Here is a 19,576-nt window from a genome sequence, read left to right as displayed (position 1 = left end):
GCGTGTTGTCATACCCCTGGCCTTCTGGCTGGGGGTTTGGCAGCTTGGGGCGGTTTTCATGGACTGGCGCACCCAGGGCTACGGCTCCCTGCTTCTCCCCGGTCCCGGGGAGGTGGCCGGGCGGCTGGCGGCTCTGGCGGCTGAGCCCGCCTTCTGGCAGGCGGCGGCCATGAGCCTGGGCCGCATCTTTGCCGGGTTCGCCCTGGGCGCCGTCATCGGCACCGCGGCGGCGGTGGCTACCGCCGCCTTTGCCCCGGCGGACTGGGTGCTCACCCCTGCCGTCAAGGTGGTGCGGGCGGTGCCGGTGGCCTCCTTCATCGTGCTGGTGCTGCTGTGGGCCCCCACCACCGGGTCGGTGCCCGCCATCGTCTCCGGCCTTATGGTGCTCCCCGTGCTGTGGGGCAACGTGGGCAAGGGTATTTCTCAAACCGACCCCAAACTGCTGGAAATGGCTGGGGCTTATCGGTTCGGCCGGTGGAAAACCCTCCGGCTCATTTACGTCCCCTCGGTGCTGCCCTACTTCGCCAGCGGCTGCGCCACCGCCCTGGGTCTGGCCTGGAAGGCGGGGGTGGCCGCCGAGGTGCTCTGCCTGCCCAAGCTGGCCATCGGCACCCGGCTGTACCGGGCCAAGATCACCATGGAGACCCCTGACCTGTTCGCCTGGACGGTGACGGTGGTGGTCCTCAGCTTCGTGCTGGAGCGGGCTCTGGGGAGCCTGTTCCGGCGGATGGGAGGGGGAGAACCGTGATATCCGTGCAAGATATTACCGTCCGTTTTGGGGACAAGCTGGTGCTGGACCGGTTCTCCCTGAACATACCGGACAGCGGCCTCACCGCTCTGTCCGGTCCCTCCGGCTGCGGCAAGACCACCCTGCTGCGGGTGCTGGCCGGGCTTCAGGGTGTGGAAGGGGGGACGGTACATGTGCCGCCCAATCCGGTGATCCTCTTCCAGGAGGACCGGCTGCTGCCCTGGCGGACAGTGGGAGAGCATATCTCCGACGTGCTCCCCAGGGACCGCCGGGGAGAGGTGGCCCGCTGGCTGGCTCTGGCGGAGCTGGAGGGGGAGGAGAACAGCTACCCCGCCGCCCTGTCCGGCGGCATGGGACGGCGGCTGGCTCTGGCCCGTGCCCTGGCCCTGGGAGGCGGCCTGCTGCTGCTGGACGAGCCCTTCACCGGTGTGGACGCACCCCGGGCCGGGCGCATGCTGGCGCGCATCCGGGAGCTGGGCGTGCCGGTGCTGCTGTCCAGCCACGAGAGGGAAGTGGTGGACCTGTGTGACCGGGTCATCGCCCTGGACGGCCCGCCTCTTTCGGTACATTCCATCTGAAGATTTCATTAAAAGTAGGAAAACGCATTGCGTTTTCCTACTTTTGTGTTAAAATAGCAATCATCAACTTTCCGTAAAGGCAGCGTAAGAACATGGCAAATTTCATTGAGGCAAAGGAAAAACGCAGGCTCCGCTGGCCCAAGCTGGCTTTGTCGGAGACGAAATACCGCTGGGTGGGCCGGGGACTGCTGGTGGTGGCACCCCTGCTGGCCTTCACCCTGGTGGAGTACCTGAACTATAACGACCCCTGGCACGACTTTTCCGCGGTGCAGATCGGCCTCAACCTGATCTGGTACTATCTGCTGGAGGCCATCTTCTACTTCGCCCGGGGCCGCCGGGTGTCGGCGGCCAAGTGGGCTCTGGGCATCGCCTGGGGCTTCGGCCTGGCCAACCACTACCTGATCTCCTTCCGGGGCCGTACCCTATTTCCCGGGGACTTCCTCACCCTGGGTACGGCGGTGAATGTGGCGGGGAACTACGACTACTCCCTGGACCAGATGCAGCTCACCTCTCTGCTCATTCTGCTGCTGGCCCTGCTGGCCATGTCCCTGCTGCCCAAGGAGGACCGCATCCCCTTCACCTGGCGGCGGTTTCTGCCGACGGTGGGGGTGGCCGGGGTGGTGCTGGCGGTGTTCTTCGGCACCGGCTTTGTGGAAAACCAGGGCATTGAGCCCTCCATGTGGACCACGAGAGGCAACGGCCTGGCCCTCAACTTCACCGTGTGCCTCAAGTACATGCGGGTGGAGAAACCGGAGGGCTACTCCCAGGAGAGCCTGGAGCACCTGACGGAGGGCACTTCCTCCGATGGGACCTCCGTCACAGTGGTGGACCCGGACGGCACCACCCGCCCGGTGAATGTCATTGTCATCATGAACGAGTCCTTCTCCGACCTCTCCGTCCTGCCGGACGTGGAGACCAACCAGGACGCCATGCCCTTCATCCGCTCCCTCACCGAGAACACCATCAAGGGCTACGCCTACTCCTCCGTGTTCGGCGGCACCACCGCCAACTCGGAGTATGAGTTCCTCACCGGCAACACCACCGCCTATCTCCCCGCCGGCACGGTGCCCTATCAGATGTACGTCTCCGACGGGGACCCCACTCTGGTGAGCCAGATGTCCGATCTGGGCTATCACACCATCGCCGCCCACCCCTACCGCTCCTCCGGCTGGAACCGGCCGTCGGTGTACAGCAACTTCGGCTTTGACGAGGTGTACTTCGAGAGCGACTTCCAGGACCGGGAGTACATGCGGGGGGACTCCAAGACGGGATACGTCACCGACCGGTGCAACTATGAAAACCTGATCCGCATGTATGAGGAGAAGGAGGAGGGGACGCCCCTGTTCCTCTTCAACGTCACCATGCAGAACCACTCCGGCTACCAGATGTCCTGGGACAACCTGCCCCGGGAGGTGTGGCTCACCGGGGAGCTGGAGGGCCGGTTCCAGACGGTGAATCAGTACTTATCCCTAGTCTACCAGAGCGACCAGGCCTTTGAAGAGTTGATCGCCTACTTCTCCCAGGTGGATGAGCCCACCATGATCCTGATGTTCGGCGACCACCAGCCTCAGGTGGCCACCAACTTCTACACCGACGTGCTGGGCATCGACCCGCCCACCGGCCTGGCCCAGAAAAAGCAGATGACCCCCTTCCTGCTGTGGGCCAACTACGACATCCCGGAGGCGGAGGGCGTGGAGCTCTCCCTCAACTACCTGTCCGCTCTGCTGATGGATACCGCCAACCTGCCCATGACCGGCTATCAGAAATACCTGCTGGACCTGTGGGAGGTGGCCCCGGTCATCAACACCGTGGGCGTGCGGGATGCCGACGGCAACTGGTACGGGGAGAACGAGGCTCTGCCCGCCGATCTGGCGGAGGCCATCTCCGGCTACCAGATCCTGCTGTACAACAATATCTTTGATAAATCCAACCGAATTGAGGACTTTTTCAGTTTAGCACAATAAAATAAGCCCAAAAGGAAACGGCGCCGTATATTTGGCGCCGTTTCCTTTTTTAACCACCATAAATTACATCTTTTTATTGGGTTGGAAAATGTTGAAACTCATAATGCTTAGTGCTACAACATTACGTACTAAGGGATTTGCGGGGGGCAAGGAGCGGGTGGTGAGCGCGTCTCCGCCTGTATTTGAATTCCGATTTGCCGCCGCGGTTCCGGCAGAGAAAATGAAAAGGATGTGAAGAGATGCGAACAATGAAAGCTCGGGTGCTTAGCCTGATGCTGACGCTCACCATGCTGTTTACCTTGCTGCCGATCAGTGCTTTCGCCGCAGGCGCAGAGCAGTTTGACGATGTCAAGGCAGACAGCTGGTACTATTCCTACGTGGACTATGTCGCGGAAAAGGAATATTTCCAGGGCACCAGCGGGACGACTTTTTCCCCGGAGCTTACCATGACCCGTGCCATGTTCGTGACCGCCGTATCGCGGGTAGCGGGCAAGACTGGGGATGGGGAGAAGGCGCCTTTTGATGACGTGCCGGCCAACACCTGGTACACCGCTGCGGTGGACTGGGCTGTGGAGAACGGCATAGTAAACGGCGTTGGCGGCAACAAGTTCAGCCCGGAGAAGGAGATCACCCGGGAGGACATGTGCGTGACCATGGCCCGGTTTATCAGCTACCTGGAGACCAGCGAGAAGAAGACCTTTAAGAAGGACGCTGATCCCATCGAGTTCCCCGACGCAGACCAGATCAGCAGCTATGCCAAGGAGGCTGTGGAGCGCTGTGTGGCCTATGGCCTGGTGCAGGGCACCGGGGACGGCAGCTTCAAGCCCAAGGACTACGCCAGCCGTGCGGAAGTGGCCGCTGTGATCTATCGTCTGTCCCTGCTGACCACCGAGGAAACCGGCGGCAACACCGGCGGCGGTGGTGGCAGCACCGGCGGCGGCGGGGCCACCCAATACACCCTGACCATGGACCCCAACTATGAGGGCGCCTCTGTGGTGCAAGTAAAAGTGTCCAGCGGCAGCACCTACAAGCTGAGCGGCCTCACCCGTCCTGGCTATAACTTTACCGGCTGGAACACCGCGGCGGACGGCAGCGGCACTTCCTATGCTGCCGACTATGCGCTGACCGTGTCCTCCAACATGACCGTATACGCCCAGTGGAGCATGAACGAGGATTACATCGTCCGTGCGGTGACCGCGGCGGCCGATTGGGCCAATGGGTATGTGGACACCGTCAACTCCGTGCTGGGGAGCGCGAAGGATACCGCTGAGGGCGCGGGGCTGGCCATTGAGGACACCCTGAACATCTCCCTGACGACGGAAAACATGACCTCCATGGAGGAGGGAGCCCGCACCGTTACCCTGACCGCTCAGGCCGACCTGACGGAGAACACCGTGCTCAACGTGGTGCGCTACTCTGTGTCCCTGGTCACCCCTGTGTTGAGCGGCGATGTCACGCCCACGGATCTGAAGGAGATCATCAAGGCTGTGGCCGAGCAGCTGGGCATTGAGCTGACCACGGATCAGCTGGACCAGATGGTGGGTGAGATCCAGGAGGCCGCGCAGTCCTACCTGGCTCAGGCCATGCAGGAGTTCAAGGAGACCTTCCGCAACTACAACGGCGGCGACTGCATTACCGGCCTGACCCTCACCTTTGAAAACGGCAGCAGCATGCCCCTGAACGTGGGCGCCATCACCAAAAACGACGCAATGCAGGCGGCGGCCCAGATCGCCCGCAACCTGCTCAACTCTGCCGACAGCGCGGACTACACCAACCACTTTGATGCCCAGACCAGTGTGAAGGCCGCCTTTGCACCGGTGGCCGGCATTGAGGCTTCTTATACCGGCGAGGGCGCCTTCCCCACCGATTACACGGTGAAGTTTGTGCTGGACGCTCAGAGCGACTACCTCTCCTACAAGCTGGATCCGGACAATGGCTACTATCTGAAGGCCACCATCTCCTCCGAGATGCAGGACGCATACACCCAGTCTGTTGATGACCTGGTGAACGCCGCCCTGGACAATCCCGCCGTTCAGACCCGGCTGGATACCCTTCTGAACGAGGCTCTGGCCGGCGTCAGCCTGGACAGCTATAAGAGCCTGCTCACTCAGCTGGGCAAGACCGAGGACGAGGCCAGCGCCATGCTGGAGGGTGCCGTGGACAGCTGGGTCACCACCAACAACCTCTCCGGCGCGGCCATCCGGGACAGCTTCCTGTTCCAGCGCTACTGGGAAGAGGATACCGCCGCTGCCCCCGACAACAGCGACCTGTACGCTCTGATCGCGGTCATCGGCGATGACGCCGGTGTGTTTGCCGACGACACTCTGCGCGCACAGCTGGCCGCCATGTATGATGACATGTCTGAGGACCAGAAGAAGGCCCTTGAGGCAGCCGGCATCTATGATGCGGAAGGCTATGTGAAGCTGATCCTGTTCGGCGACGGAGAGACCGGCATCTGCAACAATGTGAATCCGGAGAACTTTGTGAGTCTGATCGAGGCCAGCGGCGCCGACATCGGCGTGGAGCTGGATCCTGCCGATCCCATCCAGGGCTATGCGCTGGCCGCCATCTGCGACTATCTGCGTGCCCAGGGCAGCAAGCCCACTGAGTTCAAGGCCGAAGCGGAAGCCGCCATGCAGGCTGCCATCGACGGGCAGATCGACGGCGTCCTGACCGGCAACAGCATGACCGGCATGCTGGAAAAGGTGTCCAAGGCCAAGACGCTGGAGGGCATCTGGGACGTTAAGCTGTCCAACGCGGCCACCGCGCTCACCAATCCCACCCTGCTGGAGCTGGTGAGCAACTACGACGACAACCAGTATATTGCGCAGCTGCGCAGCGCCATGAAGGCAGTGATCGACCGTATCCCCGCGGGTGCCACCGTTCAGATCGGCAGCGCCACCCTGAACAAGGATTCTCTGAGCGGCCTGACCGCTGCCACCGGTAACGCTGAACTGTGCCAGGCCCTGGCGGATTTCATTCTTGACAACGGCCTGGGCGAGCTGAGCCTGAGCACCTTCAGCGACGAGGCCACTGCACCCAAGATTACCCTGGGAAGCGCCGGGACCAACTTCGCCTTTACCCTGATCCTGGAGCTGGAGAACACCGCTCCGTAATGAAAGCAGTTGGCCGATCGTAAGGCCACCGGATATTTATAAGGCCAGGCCTGCTGTCCACATTCTGCGGGCAGCGGGCCTGGCCGCTTTTTTACAGAGGAAAGAAGGAGAACACGCATATGAGCAAAACGTGGAGACGCGCGCTTTCCCTGCTGCTGATGCTGTGCATCCTGACCGGCATGCTGCCGGCCACTGCGTGGGCCGCAGATGTCAGTTTGCCTGGGGGCGCGTCGCCGGCCTCGACAGAGGAAGAGGAGCTGCCCTACCAGGAGCGGGTGGAGAACTACATCGCCCGCTATGGAGACCAGCTCACTGAGGAGGAAAAAAGCCAGCTCCGCTCCGGCGAAGTGAAGCTGGAGGACCTGCTGGAAGAGACCAATCCCAAGGTCAGAGTGATCATTGAGCTGGAAGGCCAGTCGGCTTTGGAGGCCGACCCGTCCAGCCTAACGCTCATTCAGGAAGCGGCCGAGTCGGGACTGGGTCTTCTCTCCGCTGAGGACGAGCAGCAGATTGCCGCCCAGTCCATTGCCGCGGAGACCGGGGTGGACCTGGATGTAAAATACACCTATGATCTGGCCTTCAACGGCATTGCCGCGGAGGTCAACTACCTGGACATGGATGCCATTGCCCAGGCGGATGGAGTGGCCAGCGTCTATATCGATCCGACGTATGAGCTGGTCCCCACCAACGCCCCTGAGGTAAGTCCCAACATGTCCGGCTCCAACGAGACCACCGGCGTCAATGCCGTCAGCAGCCAGTACAAGGGCGAGGGGACCGTCATCGCCGTCATCGACACCGGCCTGGACCTGGATCACGAGGCCTTCCAGAATGCCGGCGGCCTGGTGACGGAGGAGAATGCCGGGCTCACCAAAGCCGTGCTGGCCGGCATCATGCAGAATCTGAGCATCAACGGCCTGACCGGCGCCGATGCAAACAGCGTCTACAAGAGCCTGAAGGTGCCGTTTGCCTTCAACTATGCCGACGACGGCAAGCTCCCTGCGGACCATACCGGCGACAGCCAGGGCGACCACGGCACCCATGTGGCGGGCATTGCCGCCGGCTACATGGTGGACGGTGAGGGGAAGGTCACCTTCTCCGGCGCCGCTCCCGCAGCCCAGCTGATCATCATGAAGGCCTTCGGCAAGGACCGGGCCGGTCAGTGGTCTGACATTCTGGCCGCTATGGAGGACGCCGCTCTGCTGGGCGCCGATGTGATCAACCTGAGCCTGGGCTCTCCCGCCGGCTTCTCCAGCAGCAGCTCCGCCGCCGAGCAGAATACGGCGGAGGTGTTTGCCACCCTTTCCGCCGCCGGTGTGGTGGTGTGCGCTTCTGCCGGCAACGAGTATACCGCCGCCTACGGCAACCGCTATGGGGACATGAGCCTGGCTTCCAACCCGGACAACGGCATCGTGGGTTCTCCCGCCAGCTACGATGAATCCCTGGCGGTGGCCTCTGTGGCTAACACCACTTACAGCGGCCAGTTCCTGTGGGTGGGGGACCGCAAGATCGCCTTTACCAACAATGCCAGCGTGGACAGCCGCAATATTCTGAAGCTGATCCCCGAGGGACAGGAAGAGGTGGATCAGCAGTTCGCCATTCTCACCGACGGCACCTCCATGCTCACAGGTACCGCCGGCGACTTTGAGCAGTATGCCGAGAGCAGCGGCATCGCCGGCAAGTTCGTGGTGGTCCGCCGGGGCGAGACCTTTACCGAGACCGTTCAGCGGGCCCAGGACGCGGGGGCCATCGGCCTGATCGTGGCCGACCATTCCGAGGGCTCTCTGTCCAACATGGCGGAAAATCTGGATGTAAAGATCCCCTCCGTGTTCATTTCCAAAGCCGACGGTGATTTCCTGGAGAGCCAGAAAACCGGCACGATCACCATTTCCAAGGCCATTTCCACTGAGGCCAACGTGGGTGCGGGCCAGATGTCCGATTTCTCGTCCTGGGGCGTCACCAGCGATCTGAAGCTGAAGCCGGAGATCACCACCCCCGGCGGCAACATTTATTCCACCCGGGACAACGGCACCTACGGCAATATGAGCGGTACCTCCATGGCCTCCCCCAACATGGCCGGCCTGGCCGCTCTGGCAAAGCAGTACATCAATGAAAATCAGGAGAAGTTTGCCGCCTACATCAACACCGACGGCCAGGTGGACCCCGGCAAGCTCAGCGACCTGATCACCAACCTGATGATGAGCACTGCCTCTCCCATCACCGACCCCAACAACGACACCTTCTACTCGCCCCGGAAGCAGGGCGCGGGCCTGGCCAGCATTGCCAATGCTGTTGCCGGCGAGGCCTTCCTCACCGTGGAGGGCGCCCACTCTGCCAAGCTGGATCTGGGCGACGACGACGGTAAGACCGGCGTGTATACCATGACCTTCACCATCAACAGCCTGAGCGGTGAGGCCGAGCACTACACCCTGGATACCACGGCCCTGACGGAGAAGATCCTGAAGGATCAGCAGGTGGAGTACCAGACCTACCACTGGGACGAGGCCCAGCAGAAGTACACCACTGAGACCATCACCGAGGACTTCATGTCCAACGAGCCCTATGAGCTCACCGGCGTTACCGTGTCCTATGCCGGCAATGACGTGGCCGATGGGACCGTTACGGTTCCTGCCAACGGCAGCACCACTGTTACCGTCACCCTGACCCTGGGCGACGCCGACCGGAGCTACCTGGAGCAGTACCCCAACGGCATCTATGTGGACGGCTTTGTGCAGATGCTGGACGCCGACGGCGACGACGGCGCCGACCTGAGCATCCCCTTCCTGGCCTTCTACGGGGACTGGGAGCAGGCTCCCATTCTGGACGAAGGCACCTGGATGGACGTGCTGGAGGACAATCCCATTTATCCCTCCAACGGTTTTTCCACCGCCAAGCGGGATCTTGTGGATGATTTCATTATTATGGAGATGGCCGATCCTCTGGGCATGCCGAGCAACACCGAAGCGGATCAGAGGGAGCTGGCGGAGTACGCATATGACTATCGTCCCTCTCTGAACCTGTTCAATCCTGCGGAGGAGAGCGTATATAAGGACCTGTTCTGTGACGTGTCCCTGCTGAGAAACGCCAAGGACCTGACCATGACCATCTACGGCGTGAAAGAGGGCACCACGAAGGAGAATCTGGACGACTATCAGAATCTGGAGCAGTATGTGGACACCGGCACGGTGTACAACACCATTACCGGCGAAAACTACAACAAGTCCTACTATGACAGCGGCTCCAGCGTTATGCGCGATCACAGCGACTATCTGTCCTATCGCTTCTACTGGGACGGCACCGACAGCAGCGGCGCGCTGCTTGCCGACGGCACCATGGTCATCGGCAAGCTCACCGCCAGCCTGGGTACGGGAGACGATGAAAGCGGCAACCAGCGCAGCAGCTTCTATTTCCCGGTCGTGATCCACATTACCCCTGCCAAGGTCACCGAGATGGGCTTCACCACCGATCCCGTCGGTACTTATGTGGACATTGACGATCCCGACTTTGTGGGTTCGGTGCAGCTGCAGCTCTATGGCACCCGGAACGAAGGGGAGGAAGGCAACTTCTTCACCATGGGTGAGCTGATGGGCTATGGCGGCGACGAGGTGCCGGAGCGCATGGTGGGCAACGGCGGCCGGATCACCTTTGACTTCCCCAACCTGTGGGACAGCGCCTATAACATCTGGACCATTGGCGCGGTGATCAGCGACCTGACGGGAAATGACACCGCGTATTACTACCATTTTATCAGCCAATTCTCCCTCACTTCCGGCCGGAGCACCGTGAACCAGGGCCAGTCCATGACGCTGAATTACACCACGGGGATCACGCAGGCGTACTCCCATTGGCTGGAAAACAGCAGCGTCCCCGGCGGCAAGAACTATACGGTTACCAGCTCCGATCCCGACCTGCTGCGTGTGACCGATAACGGAGACGGTACCATTACCGCCACGGCCAGCACGGTGGATGGTCTGACCCAGGCCAAAAAGGTGGATGTGATCCTCCGGGCCGGGGTGAACCAGAACTATGAGAAGCGCCTCACAGTTACCGTGTTGCCCTACCTGCTGCAAAAAGAGATCGACGAGGCCCAGCCCGGCGGCACGGTGTACTGGACCGGCGGAGATCTGACGGACAGCGTGATCATTGATAAGGACCTGACGCTGGACCTGGGCGGAGCCGCATTGACTGCCGTGGGCGGACAGCCTGCCATCAACGTGCAGGGCGGCAATGTGACCATCTGCAACGGCACCATCAGCTCCAGCGCGGACGACCTGCCCACCAGCGGCACCGGTCTGCTCACCACGCTGGAGGGCGAATATCCCGCCGCTGTCCGGGCGGAGGGCGGCAGCGTGACTCTGGACAGCGTGCTGGTGGAGGGCGCGGCGCTTACCGGCCAGGCTCTGGAGACCTATGTGTCCAGCGCCGTGGACCTGATCGACGGGGCCGACCTGACCATCCGGAGCAGTGAGCTGTACGGCGAGTATGCTGTCAACAACAAGGTGACCGGCAGCATGCCTGGCGGCACCATTACCGCGGAGGACGGCTACCTGTCCGGCGATGTAGCCAGCGTGAAGGACTTCCAGGACGCCGACACCGTGGTGGGCCTGGAGGAGCACGCCGTGGCCATGGACAGCGATGCAATCTATACCCAGGCTCTGTCCGACGGTACGGCGGTCAACGACCTGAGCTTTACCGGAAACTTTTTCGAGCAGTCCGCCACGCCTTACTTCTACTTTGACCTGAGTGACCCGGAAGAGGTGGCGAAATGGTCCACGGACAACCCGGACAATATTACCATTTCCTATGAAAACGGCAAGATGAAGGTGACCTCCACCGGGACCGGGAATATCATCCGCACGCTGGACACCCCCGTGAGCATTTCCGGCACCACCAACTGGAAGGCGTACAACATGGTGGCGGCCAGCAGCTACAGCGCCCATAGTGCTTACGTCAATGTGGGCGGCGCCTGGAAGTACGTCACCAACCTGGCCACCTACAACAATGCCGTGGGATCGGGAAGCGTATCCGGCACGGTGACCCAGATCCGGATCGGCATCCCCGCTACGGAGAATATGACCCTGGACGGCATTGGCGCCTTCCGGAGCGCGGATGATGCCGCGAACTATACCCAGCTCAAGATTAACACCAGCACCAAGGCGCTGACCGTGGTGAATCAGTCCGCCCTGGAGACGGCCGCGGAGCTGGTTACCGCCCAGGCGGACGGACAGCTTACGGTCACTGCGCCGGAGCCTGTCACCGTGGGCGGGGACAAGGCCTTCGGCTACCGCTGGATCCCCGTCAGCGTTACCATGACTCCGGCGGAGGGGGAGGCTCAGACGGCGGAATTTACCGACGGCACAGCGGTCCTCGACCTGCCGGAGGGAGCCTATACCCTGTCTGTGAACTGGGCGGCGGAGGTTGCCGCCAGCGCGCTGCGGCAGGAGAAGCTGGACCGGCTGAAGGACCCGGAGTACAGCACCAAGGCGGCCGCCGACATGCGGAGCTACCTCACCACCCTGTGCAGCATGCTGGACCTGGATGCCGCGGTGTCTGCCATCAGCACCCTGAAAGCCAATTTGGAGCCCTCGATGGTGAAGGCGGCGTTTACCCAGCGGGATGCGGAGCATGTGGATTCGCCCCTTTCCCTGGCGGGCTTTAATGAGAACTACACCAGCTACGCCGCCGAAGCGGAAAAGCTGACCGGCGACGAAAACGGCGTCAAGTTCCAGGGCGCCCATGACAATTACGGCTTCTACTGGGCCAAGTCCTCTACCACGGACGGGGCCGCCTCCAAAACGGGCTATTATGCCTATGCGGAGAAGTACGTCAAAGACCGGTATAACCATCTGACGGCGGACCTGACGATCGTGACCTCCGCCCAGGCCAAGGTGTCCGAGCTGAAGCGCCTGTGCGATTCCGGCGCGGGACTGGCGGAACTGCAGGCCTGGTGGGGCGCCAATGGCGAAAGCCTGCTGGACACCGCCACCACCGTGCAGAAAGCCATCAAGGCGGACAACGGAAACGGAGAGTACACCTACTCCAGCTCCGCCGCCTGGGACAGCGTGACCAGCATCTACTACCTGAGCGGAAAGTACATCTTCAACAAGAGCGGCCGGTACCTGTGGGAGTTCCTGGACGGCGACGGCGTCACCGCCGCTGACGGCAGCGCCGTGAACGACGCCATGAGTGTGCTGAAGAGCGACGGCAACGAGCTGTATTCCGCGCTCCAGGCCGTCAACGGCTTCTTCAGCGTCACCAACACCCAGCGTAAGGTCAACCTGGCCCAGCAGAACAAGACCCAGGACAACGGCAAGACCTATGCGGAGAACCTGCTGGCCGGCATTGCCGCCAATGCGTCTGCGGTCTATGCCCTCCATGAGGCGGACGGCAAGCAGTATCTGTCCGCCCAGGGCAGCGGTCAGATGACCTACGCCGCTGTGGAGCTCACCAGCGACCACGGCCAGCCGGCTGTTCAGACGCTCTGCTATCCCGCCGGGGCCCAGATCACGCTGCCCACCCTGACGGCGTCGGGCTGGACCCACACCGGCTGGACGGACGGGGAGCATGTCTACGACCTGAAGGACCTCTACACTGTGCCTGCGGAAGGCGCGGCGCTTACCGCTGTGTGGGAGGCCGGCTCCGTGAGCTACACCTTGGAGCTCTATGGCGCGGACCTGACCGGCGGCACCTACACCTCCCTGGGCACCGTCACCGTGCCCGCCTACGCCGGGCAGGAGATCCAGCTGGTCCAGGAGGGACAGCTGACCCTGCCCGAGGCGGAGGGAATGCCTGATCTGAGCGGCTTCCTGTTTGATGCGGACCATGCGGACAACGTGCTCACCGCCACAGTGACGGGCGACAGCACCACCGTGCTGAAGGTCTACTTCGACCGGGCCGCGTTTACCCTGACTGCCGGCGAGGATACGGCGCAGGTGCTCTTCGGTGCCTCCCTGATGGAGACGCTGAACACCTTCACCCCCGTGAAGGAGGGCTACACCTTCGGCGGCTGGTATCTGGACGAGACCCTGGAGACTGCGGTGGGCGAGGATGCCGTGATGCCCGCCCAGGCCCTTACCGTCTATCCCAAGTGGACGGTGCAGCAATCTACCATCACCTTTGTGACCGGCGAGGGCGCCACCCAGGTCGCGCCCATCACCCAGGAGTACGGCACCGCCGTGACTAAGCCTGACGATCCCACCCGGGAGGGCTACACCTTCACCGGCTGGTTCACCGACGAGGCTTGCCAGAATGTGTATACCTTCACCACCATGCCGGCGGAGGACCTGACCCTGTATGCCGGCTGGCAGGCGGGCCAGTACACCCTGCAATTCAACAGCAACGGCGGCAGCGACGCTGCCTCCATCGTGGCTGACTACGGCGCGCCCATCACCCTGCCCACCGTGACCCGCGCGGGCTATACCTTCGGCGGCTGGTATCGGGACAGCGGATTGTCCGGCCAGCCGGTGGAATTCACCACCATGCCGGCGGAAAACCTGACCCTCTATGCCAAGTGGACAGCCAACCGCTACACCATTACCTTTGAGACCGGCGAGGGCAGCGCGGTGGAGCCCATCACCGCCGACTACGGCAGCGCGGTGTCCGCCCCCGACGAGCCCACCCGGGCCGGCTGCACCTTCGGCGGCTGGTATACCGACCCGGACTGCACCGGGGAACCCTACGTCTTTACCACCATGCCCCTGGACGGCTTGACGCTGTACGCCAAATGGACGGCCAACAGCGTTACCCTCACCTTTGATACCGGCGCTGGCGGACCGGCCGTGGAGCCCATTACCGGCAGCTACGGCAGTCCCGTCACCCTGCCCGCCCCGGAAAAGACCGGCTACACCTTCGGCGGCTGGTACAGGGAGCCGGACTGCACCGGCGAGGCAGTGGAGCTGACCGCCATGCCGGCGGAGAGCGCCACCCTGTATGCCAAGTGGACGGTCAACCAGTATACCATCACCTTCGTGACCGGCGAGGGCAGCGCGGTGGAGCCCATCGTTGCCGACTACGGCAGTGCGGTGTCCGCCCCCGACGAGCCCACCCGGGCCGGCTACACCTTCGCCGGCTGGTACACCGAGGAAGCCTGTGAGAACCTCTATACCTTTACCACGATGCCTGCCGGGAACGTCACTTTGTACGCCAAGTGGACCGTCAACAGCGTCACCATTACCTTCCACAGCAACGGCGGCAGCGCGGTGGAGCCCATTTCCGGCGCGTTCGGCACGGCTGTGAAGGAGCCGGACTATCCCGTCCTGAAGGGACACTCCTTCCTGGGCTGGTTTACCCAGGAGGACCTGTCCGGCGAGCGGTACGTCTTTGAGACCATGCCGGCGGAGAACCTGGATCTGTATGCCAAGTGGGTGCTCAACCAGTACCGGGTGAGCTTCGAGACCGACGGCGGCACAGAGCTTGCGGACCTGATGGTGGACTACGGCACCCTGGTGCCTGAGCCCCAGGCTCCGGTCAAGAGCGGCTACTTCTTCCAGGGCTGGACGCTGGACGGTCAGCCTTACGACTTCAGCACGCCGATGCCCGACACCAACCTGGTGCTGACGGCGGTTTGGGTGAAGGATTCTGCCCTTCAGAAGCTGATCGACGAAGCCGAGGCCGGCAGCACCGTCACCTGGACAGGGGGAGACTTTACCACCTCCGTTGTCATCGACAAGCCCATCACCCTGGATCTGGGCGGCGCCGTGATCACCGGCTTGGCCGGTGAGCCGGTGATCACCAGCATGCCGGGGGCGGGCCAGACCGTTACCATCCAAAACGGCACGCTGACGGCCGGCTCCGATCAGGGCCAGCCCGCCCTGCTGGTGGACGGCGGCACCACGGTGCTGCGCAACATGCTCTGCCGGGGCGACAGTGTGGAGAAAAACGGCACGGTGATCTACAACGGCAGCGGCGCCGATGTGCACAACAACGGCAACCTGACCGTGTACGACAGTGTGCTGGCCGGTATCTACGGCATCAACAACGGTTCCCGCGGCAGCCAGCTGGGCGGCGGTCAGATCCAGCTTCACTCCGCCGTGCTCCTGGGCCTGGCCAACGACCTGTACAGCGACGATACGCTGCTGGTGCCCGGCACCAGCCTGACGCTGCCGGAGCAGGACTTCTCCGCCCAGCTGCGGGAGGGCGATCTGCCTGAGGCTGTGGAAGAGCTGGGTCAGATGCTCACCGTCCGCCGCGAGCGGATCGTGATCCCCAAATTCCAGAGCAGCCAGGTGGAGACCAGCTATGCCTTCCGCGACGGAATGCTGGAAGTCACCGTCACGGTGCCTGAGATGGCGGAGCTGGCCTTTGCCAGCCGCTGGGTCCCCGTCCTGCTGGAAAACGGCAGCCAGTCCGCCGAATTTACCCAGCAGGCCGACGGCACCTTCCGTGCCGCCCTGCCCGCTGACGGCGGTGCGCAGAACTGCACCATCCGGTTCCAGGGTCAGCTGAGCTTCAGCGGCCGGGAGATGGAGCAGATCGTCAATCTGCCTCTGGCCGTGGCTCAGGGCACGCTGGCCCAGGTCCGGCAGTTTGCCGATCTGGAGAGCCAGCTGTATGGGCAGAGCCAGACGGCCAAGAACCTGCTGCGGGATACTTATGAGCAGATCGTGGCGCTGGAGAGCGATCCCAACAACGCGCTGCTCATCAGCCTCTTTGGTGTTGGCCCGATCATCACCAACATGAAGGACGCCATCGCCGCCATGGGCGGCAGCTATGTCACCGGCAGCGGCGACACTGGCCTGATCGGCCAGCTGGAGGCGTACCACGACCAGTTTGCGCCTGTTGCAGGGGAAGCCGAGCAGTTGGCCTTCCTGTGCAGCAGCTACGGCGGCATCCGGACCGTGGTGGGTGAGATCTACACCCAGGCGGACAAGCTGTATCAGAACGCCTCCGACCCGATGATGTACAGCCTGATCATCTCCAACAGCCTGGTTTCCGGGTACGACGAGAAGCTGGCGCAGCTCAAGGACATCCTGAAGCAGTTCGACGACATGCTGGTGGAGCTGGACGGCAACCGCCTGCTGGTCCTGGGCGATTGGCAGGCCGATACCACCGGGACCTTCTGTGATAAGGTGATGGCCGCCTCCCAGGTTGAGGACGGCTACCTGGAGGTCCCCGCCGGCAGCACGCTGACGGATGGAAGCGACGACACTGCCGCCACCCTGCCCCTGACTGCCCAGGTGATCTCCGTGACCTGCCACTGGAACGACGGCAGCGGCAATTCCACCGTGCTTCAGGGCCTGGCGGGCGACAGCCTGTCCGCCCCTGCCGAGCCCACCCGCACCGGCTTTGAATTCGGCGGCTGGTACACCGAGGAGAGCTGCACCGGCGAGCCCTATGTGTTCACCGTTGTGCCGGAGACCGACCTGGAGCTGTACGCCAAGTGGACGGTAAAGCAGTACACCATCACCTTCGTGACCGGCGAGGGCGCCACCGCTGTGGAGCCCATTACCGCCGACTACGGCGCGGCCGTTCAGGCTCCCGCCGCTCCCGCCCGGGAGGGGTACGCCTTCGTGGGCTGGTATGCTGAGCCGGATTACAGCGGCACGCCCTACACCTTTACCACCATGCCTGCGGAGAACCTGACGCTGTACGCCAAGTGGCAGGCGGGCCAGTACACCATTCAGTTTGACAGCCAGGGCGGCAGCGCGGTGGAGAGCATCGCAGCCGACTACGGCCAGCCGGTGTCCGCCCCCGCGGAGCCTACCCGCACAGGGTACACCTTCGGCGGCTGGTACACTGACGCCGCCTGCACCGGCGAGCCCTACGTGTTCACCACCATGCCTGCCGGAAGCTTCACGCTGTACGCCAAGTGGACAGTGAAGCAGTATACCATCACCTTCGTGACCGGCGAGGGCGCCACCACTGTGGAGCCCATTACCGCCGACTACGGCGCGGCCATTCAGGCCCCCGCCGCTCCCACGCGGACCGGTTATATGTTCAACGGCTGGTATCCCGAGCTTCCGGCCACCATGCCGGCGGAGGATCTGGTCCTGACCGCCCGCTGGAGCAAGGATGTCCCCGTGATCCACACCCACGAGTGGGACGAGGGCGTTACAGACGAGAAGGCCACCTGTGTGACCGCCGGCAGCCGGGTGTATACCTGCCGGAGCTGCGGCGCCACCAAGACCGAGCTGATCCCCGCTACCGGCCACACCGAGCTGGGCGAGTGGATCACCATCCAGGAGGCCTCCTGCACCGGCGCCGGTACCCAGGCCCGCAAGTGCAGCGCCTGCGGCCTGCTGGTGGAGGAGCGCTCCATCCCGGCTTTGGGCCACGACTATCAGCTGACCGACACCATTGAGGCCGGCTGTGAGAACTCCCAGCTGGATATCTACACCTGCTCCCGCTGCGGCGACAGCTACTCCATGGCGGTGGGCGAAGCCGTCGGACACACCGTTGTGGAGGATCCGGCGGTGGCGGCAGACTGCACCACGGAGGGCCTGACGGCCGGCAGCCACTGCTCGGCCTGCGGCGCGATCCTTGTGAAGCAGGAGACGGTGCCCGCCACCGGCCACACCTATGAAGAGCAGGTGACCGATCCCACCTGTACCGCCAAGGGCTATACCACCCACATCTGCGCGGCCTGCGGCGACAGCTATGTGGACAGCTGGGTCCCGGCCACCGGCCATACCTTCAGCGACGAGCCTGAGGAGACCACTGCGGACGGTGTGACCACCCGGGTCTACCACTGTCTGTACTGCGATGCCGCCCGGTCGGAGACCTGGGTGGAGGAGCCCAAGGAAGAGCAGGAAGTGACCATCGACAACGGTTCCGCCAGTATGCACATTGACGCTGCGGCCATCAAGGACATCCTGGCCGGTCTGGATGAGCAGCTGGACGCCGAGATCCGAATCAACATCGCCATTCTGGATTCCGAGGCCCAGCTGAGCGGCAGCAGTCTGGATGAAGCGGTGGCGGAGCTGGTCCGGGACTATGTGGAGGACGACACCTCCATCGTCGTGGACATCACCATCCGGGATGAATTGGGCGGCGACCTGCTGCCGGAGGAGCGCAACAGCGTGGGCAGCATCCAGGTTACGCTGCCGTACACCCGGAAGTGGGAGCACAGCAGCTTCCAGGCCTGCTGGGCCGGTCCTGACGGAAAGATGTGGGTCGGCCCCTGCCAGTACCAGGACGGCCAGGTGAGCTTCACCACCAACCACTGCTCCACCTACGTGGTCATGGAGCTGTGCGATCATATCCTGGGCCAGTTCACCGTGGTGACACCTGCCACCGAGACGGAGGACGGCCTGGAGATGGCCGTATGTGAACAGTGCCACGAGACCGTGTACCGGGTGATCCCGGCCACCGGCGGCGAACCCACCGGACCCAGCGGCGGCGGTGGCGGCGGCGTGGTCACGAAGAAGTACCCCGTGGAGCTGCCCGAGACTGTGGAGAACGGCACCATCACAGCGGACTCCACCACGGCGGAGGCGGGTCAGACCGTCACCCTTACCGTCAAGCCCGACCAGGGCTACACCCTGGACGCCATCACCGTCACTGACGGCAGCGGCAAGCGCCTGAACCTGACGGCGGAGGGCGACACCTACCGCTTTACCATGCCGGAGGGCAAGGTGACCGTGGCGGTCAGCTTTGCGCCTGTGCCGGTGGAGCTTCCCTTCACCGATGTAGGCGAGGAGGATTGGTTCTACGACTCTGTTTCCTACGTCTATGTCCGGGAACTGATGACCGGTATCAGCGATACCCTGTTCGCGCCGGATCAGCACCTGACCCGCGGCATGATCACCACCGTCCTTTGGCGGCTGGAGGGCTCTCCCGCCGGCACGGGCACCGTCTTTACCGACGTGGCTGAGGACGCCTGGTATGCCCAGGCGGTGCGCTGGGCGGCTGCTCAGGGCATCGTGGAAGGCTACGGAAACGGAATGTTTGGGCCGGAGGACGACATCACCAGAGAGCAGCTGGCGGCGATCCTGTACCGCTACGCCCGCTATCTGGGCGATACCACCAAGGCTGAGGGCGACCTGTCCGGCTATCCGGATGGAGCCCAGACCTCTGACTGGGCGGTGGAAAGCATGACCTGGGCAGTAAGCACAGGCCTGATTTCCGGTAAGAACGGCGGCCTGCTGGATCCCACCGGCACCGCCACCCGCTCGGAGGTGGCAGCCCTCCTCCAGCGGTTCTGCGAGAGCAGAGCGGAATAACAAAAAAGCTCCC

General features: G+C 63.1%; 5 protein-coding genes. All 5 read left to right on the top strand.

Annotation, left to right across the window (positions count from 1 at the left end; translation table 11 throughout):
• Positions 1-58 precede the first annotated feature (58 nt).
• The 5 genes from ACTNB1_RS05605 (at position 59) to ACTNB1_RS05585 (ending at position 19,563) form a co-directional block, all read left to right on the top strand.
• Complete coding sequence (locus ACTNB1_RS05605) at positions 59-748, top strand: ABC transporter permease (protein ID WP_441168279.1); 690 nt, start codon at positions 59-61, stop codon at positions 746-748.
• Positions 745-1,326, top strand: coding sequence for an ATP-binding cassette domain-containing protein (locus ACTNB1_RS05600; protein ID WP_441168278.1), 582 nt, complete (start codon positions 745-747; stop codon positions 1,324-1,326). The genes ACTNB1_RS05605 and ACTNB1_RS05600 overlap by 4 nt, the downstream gene beginning before the upstream one ends.
• A gap of 92 nt (positions 1,327-1,418) precedes the next feature.
• Complete coding sequence (locus tag ACTNB1_RS05595) at positions 1,419-3,290, top strand: LTA synthase family protein (RefSeq protein WP_441168277.1); 1,872 nt, start codon at positions 1,419-1,421, stop codon at positions 3,288-3,290.
• 239 nt (positions 3,291-3,529) lie between these two features.
• Positions 3,530-6,406 carry an S-layer homology domain-containing protein gene (locus ACTNB1_RS05590; RefSeq protein ID WP_441168276.1) on the top strand — a complete coding sequence of 959 codons (2,877 nt, stop codon included), beginning with the start codon at positions 3,530-3,532 and terminating at the stop codon, positions 6,404-6,406.
• Between the two features lie 119 nt (positions 6,407-6,525).
• Positions 6,526-19,563 carry an InlB B-repeat-containing protein gene (locus ACTNB1_RS05585; protein ID WP_441168275.1) on the top strand — a complete coding sequence of 4,346 codons (13,038 nt, stop codon included), beginning with the start codon at positions 6,526-6,528 and terminating at the stop codon, positions 19,561-19,563.
• Positions 19,564-19,576: the final 13 nt, after the last annotated feature.

It is taken from the genome of Flavonifractor sp. HCP28S3_F3, assembly GCF_052065355.1.
Classification (GTDB): domain Bacteria; phylum Bacillota; class Clostridia; order Oscillospirales; family Oscillospiraceae; genus Flavonifractor.
Note: the sequence above shows the minus strand (reverse complement) of the source record. Positions and strands in the feature narration are given on the sequence as shown.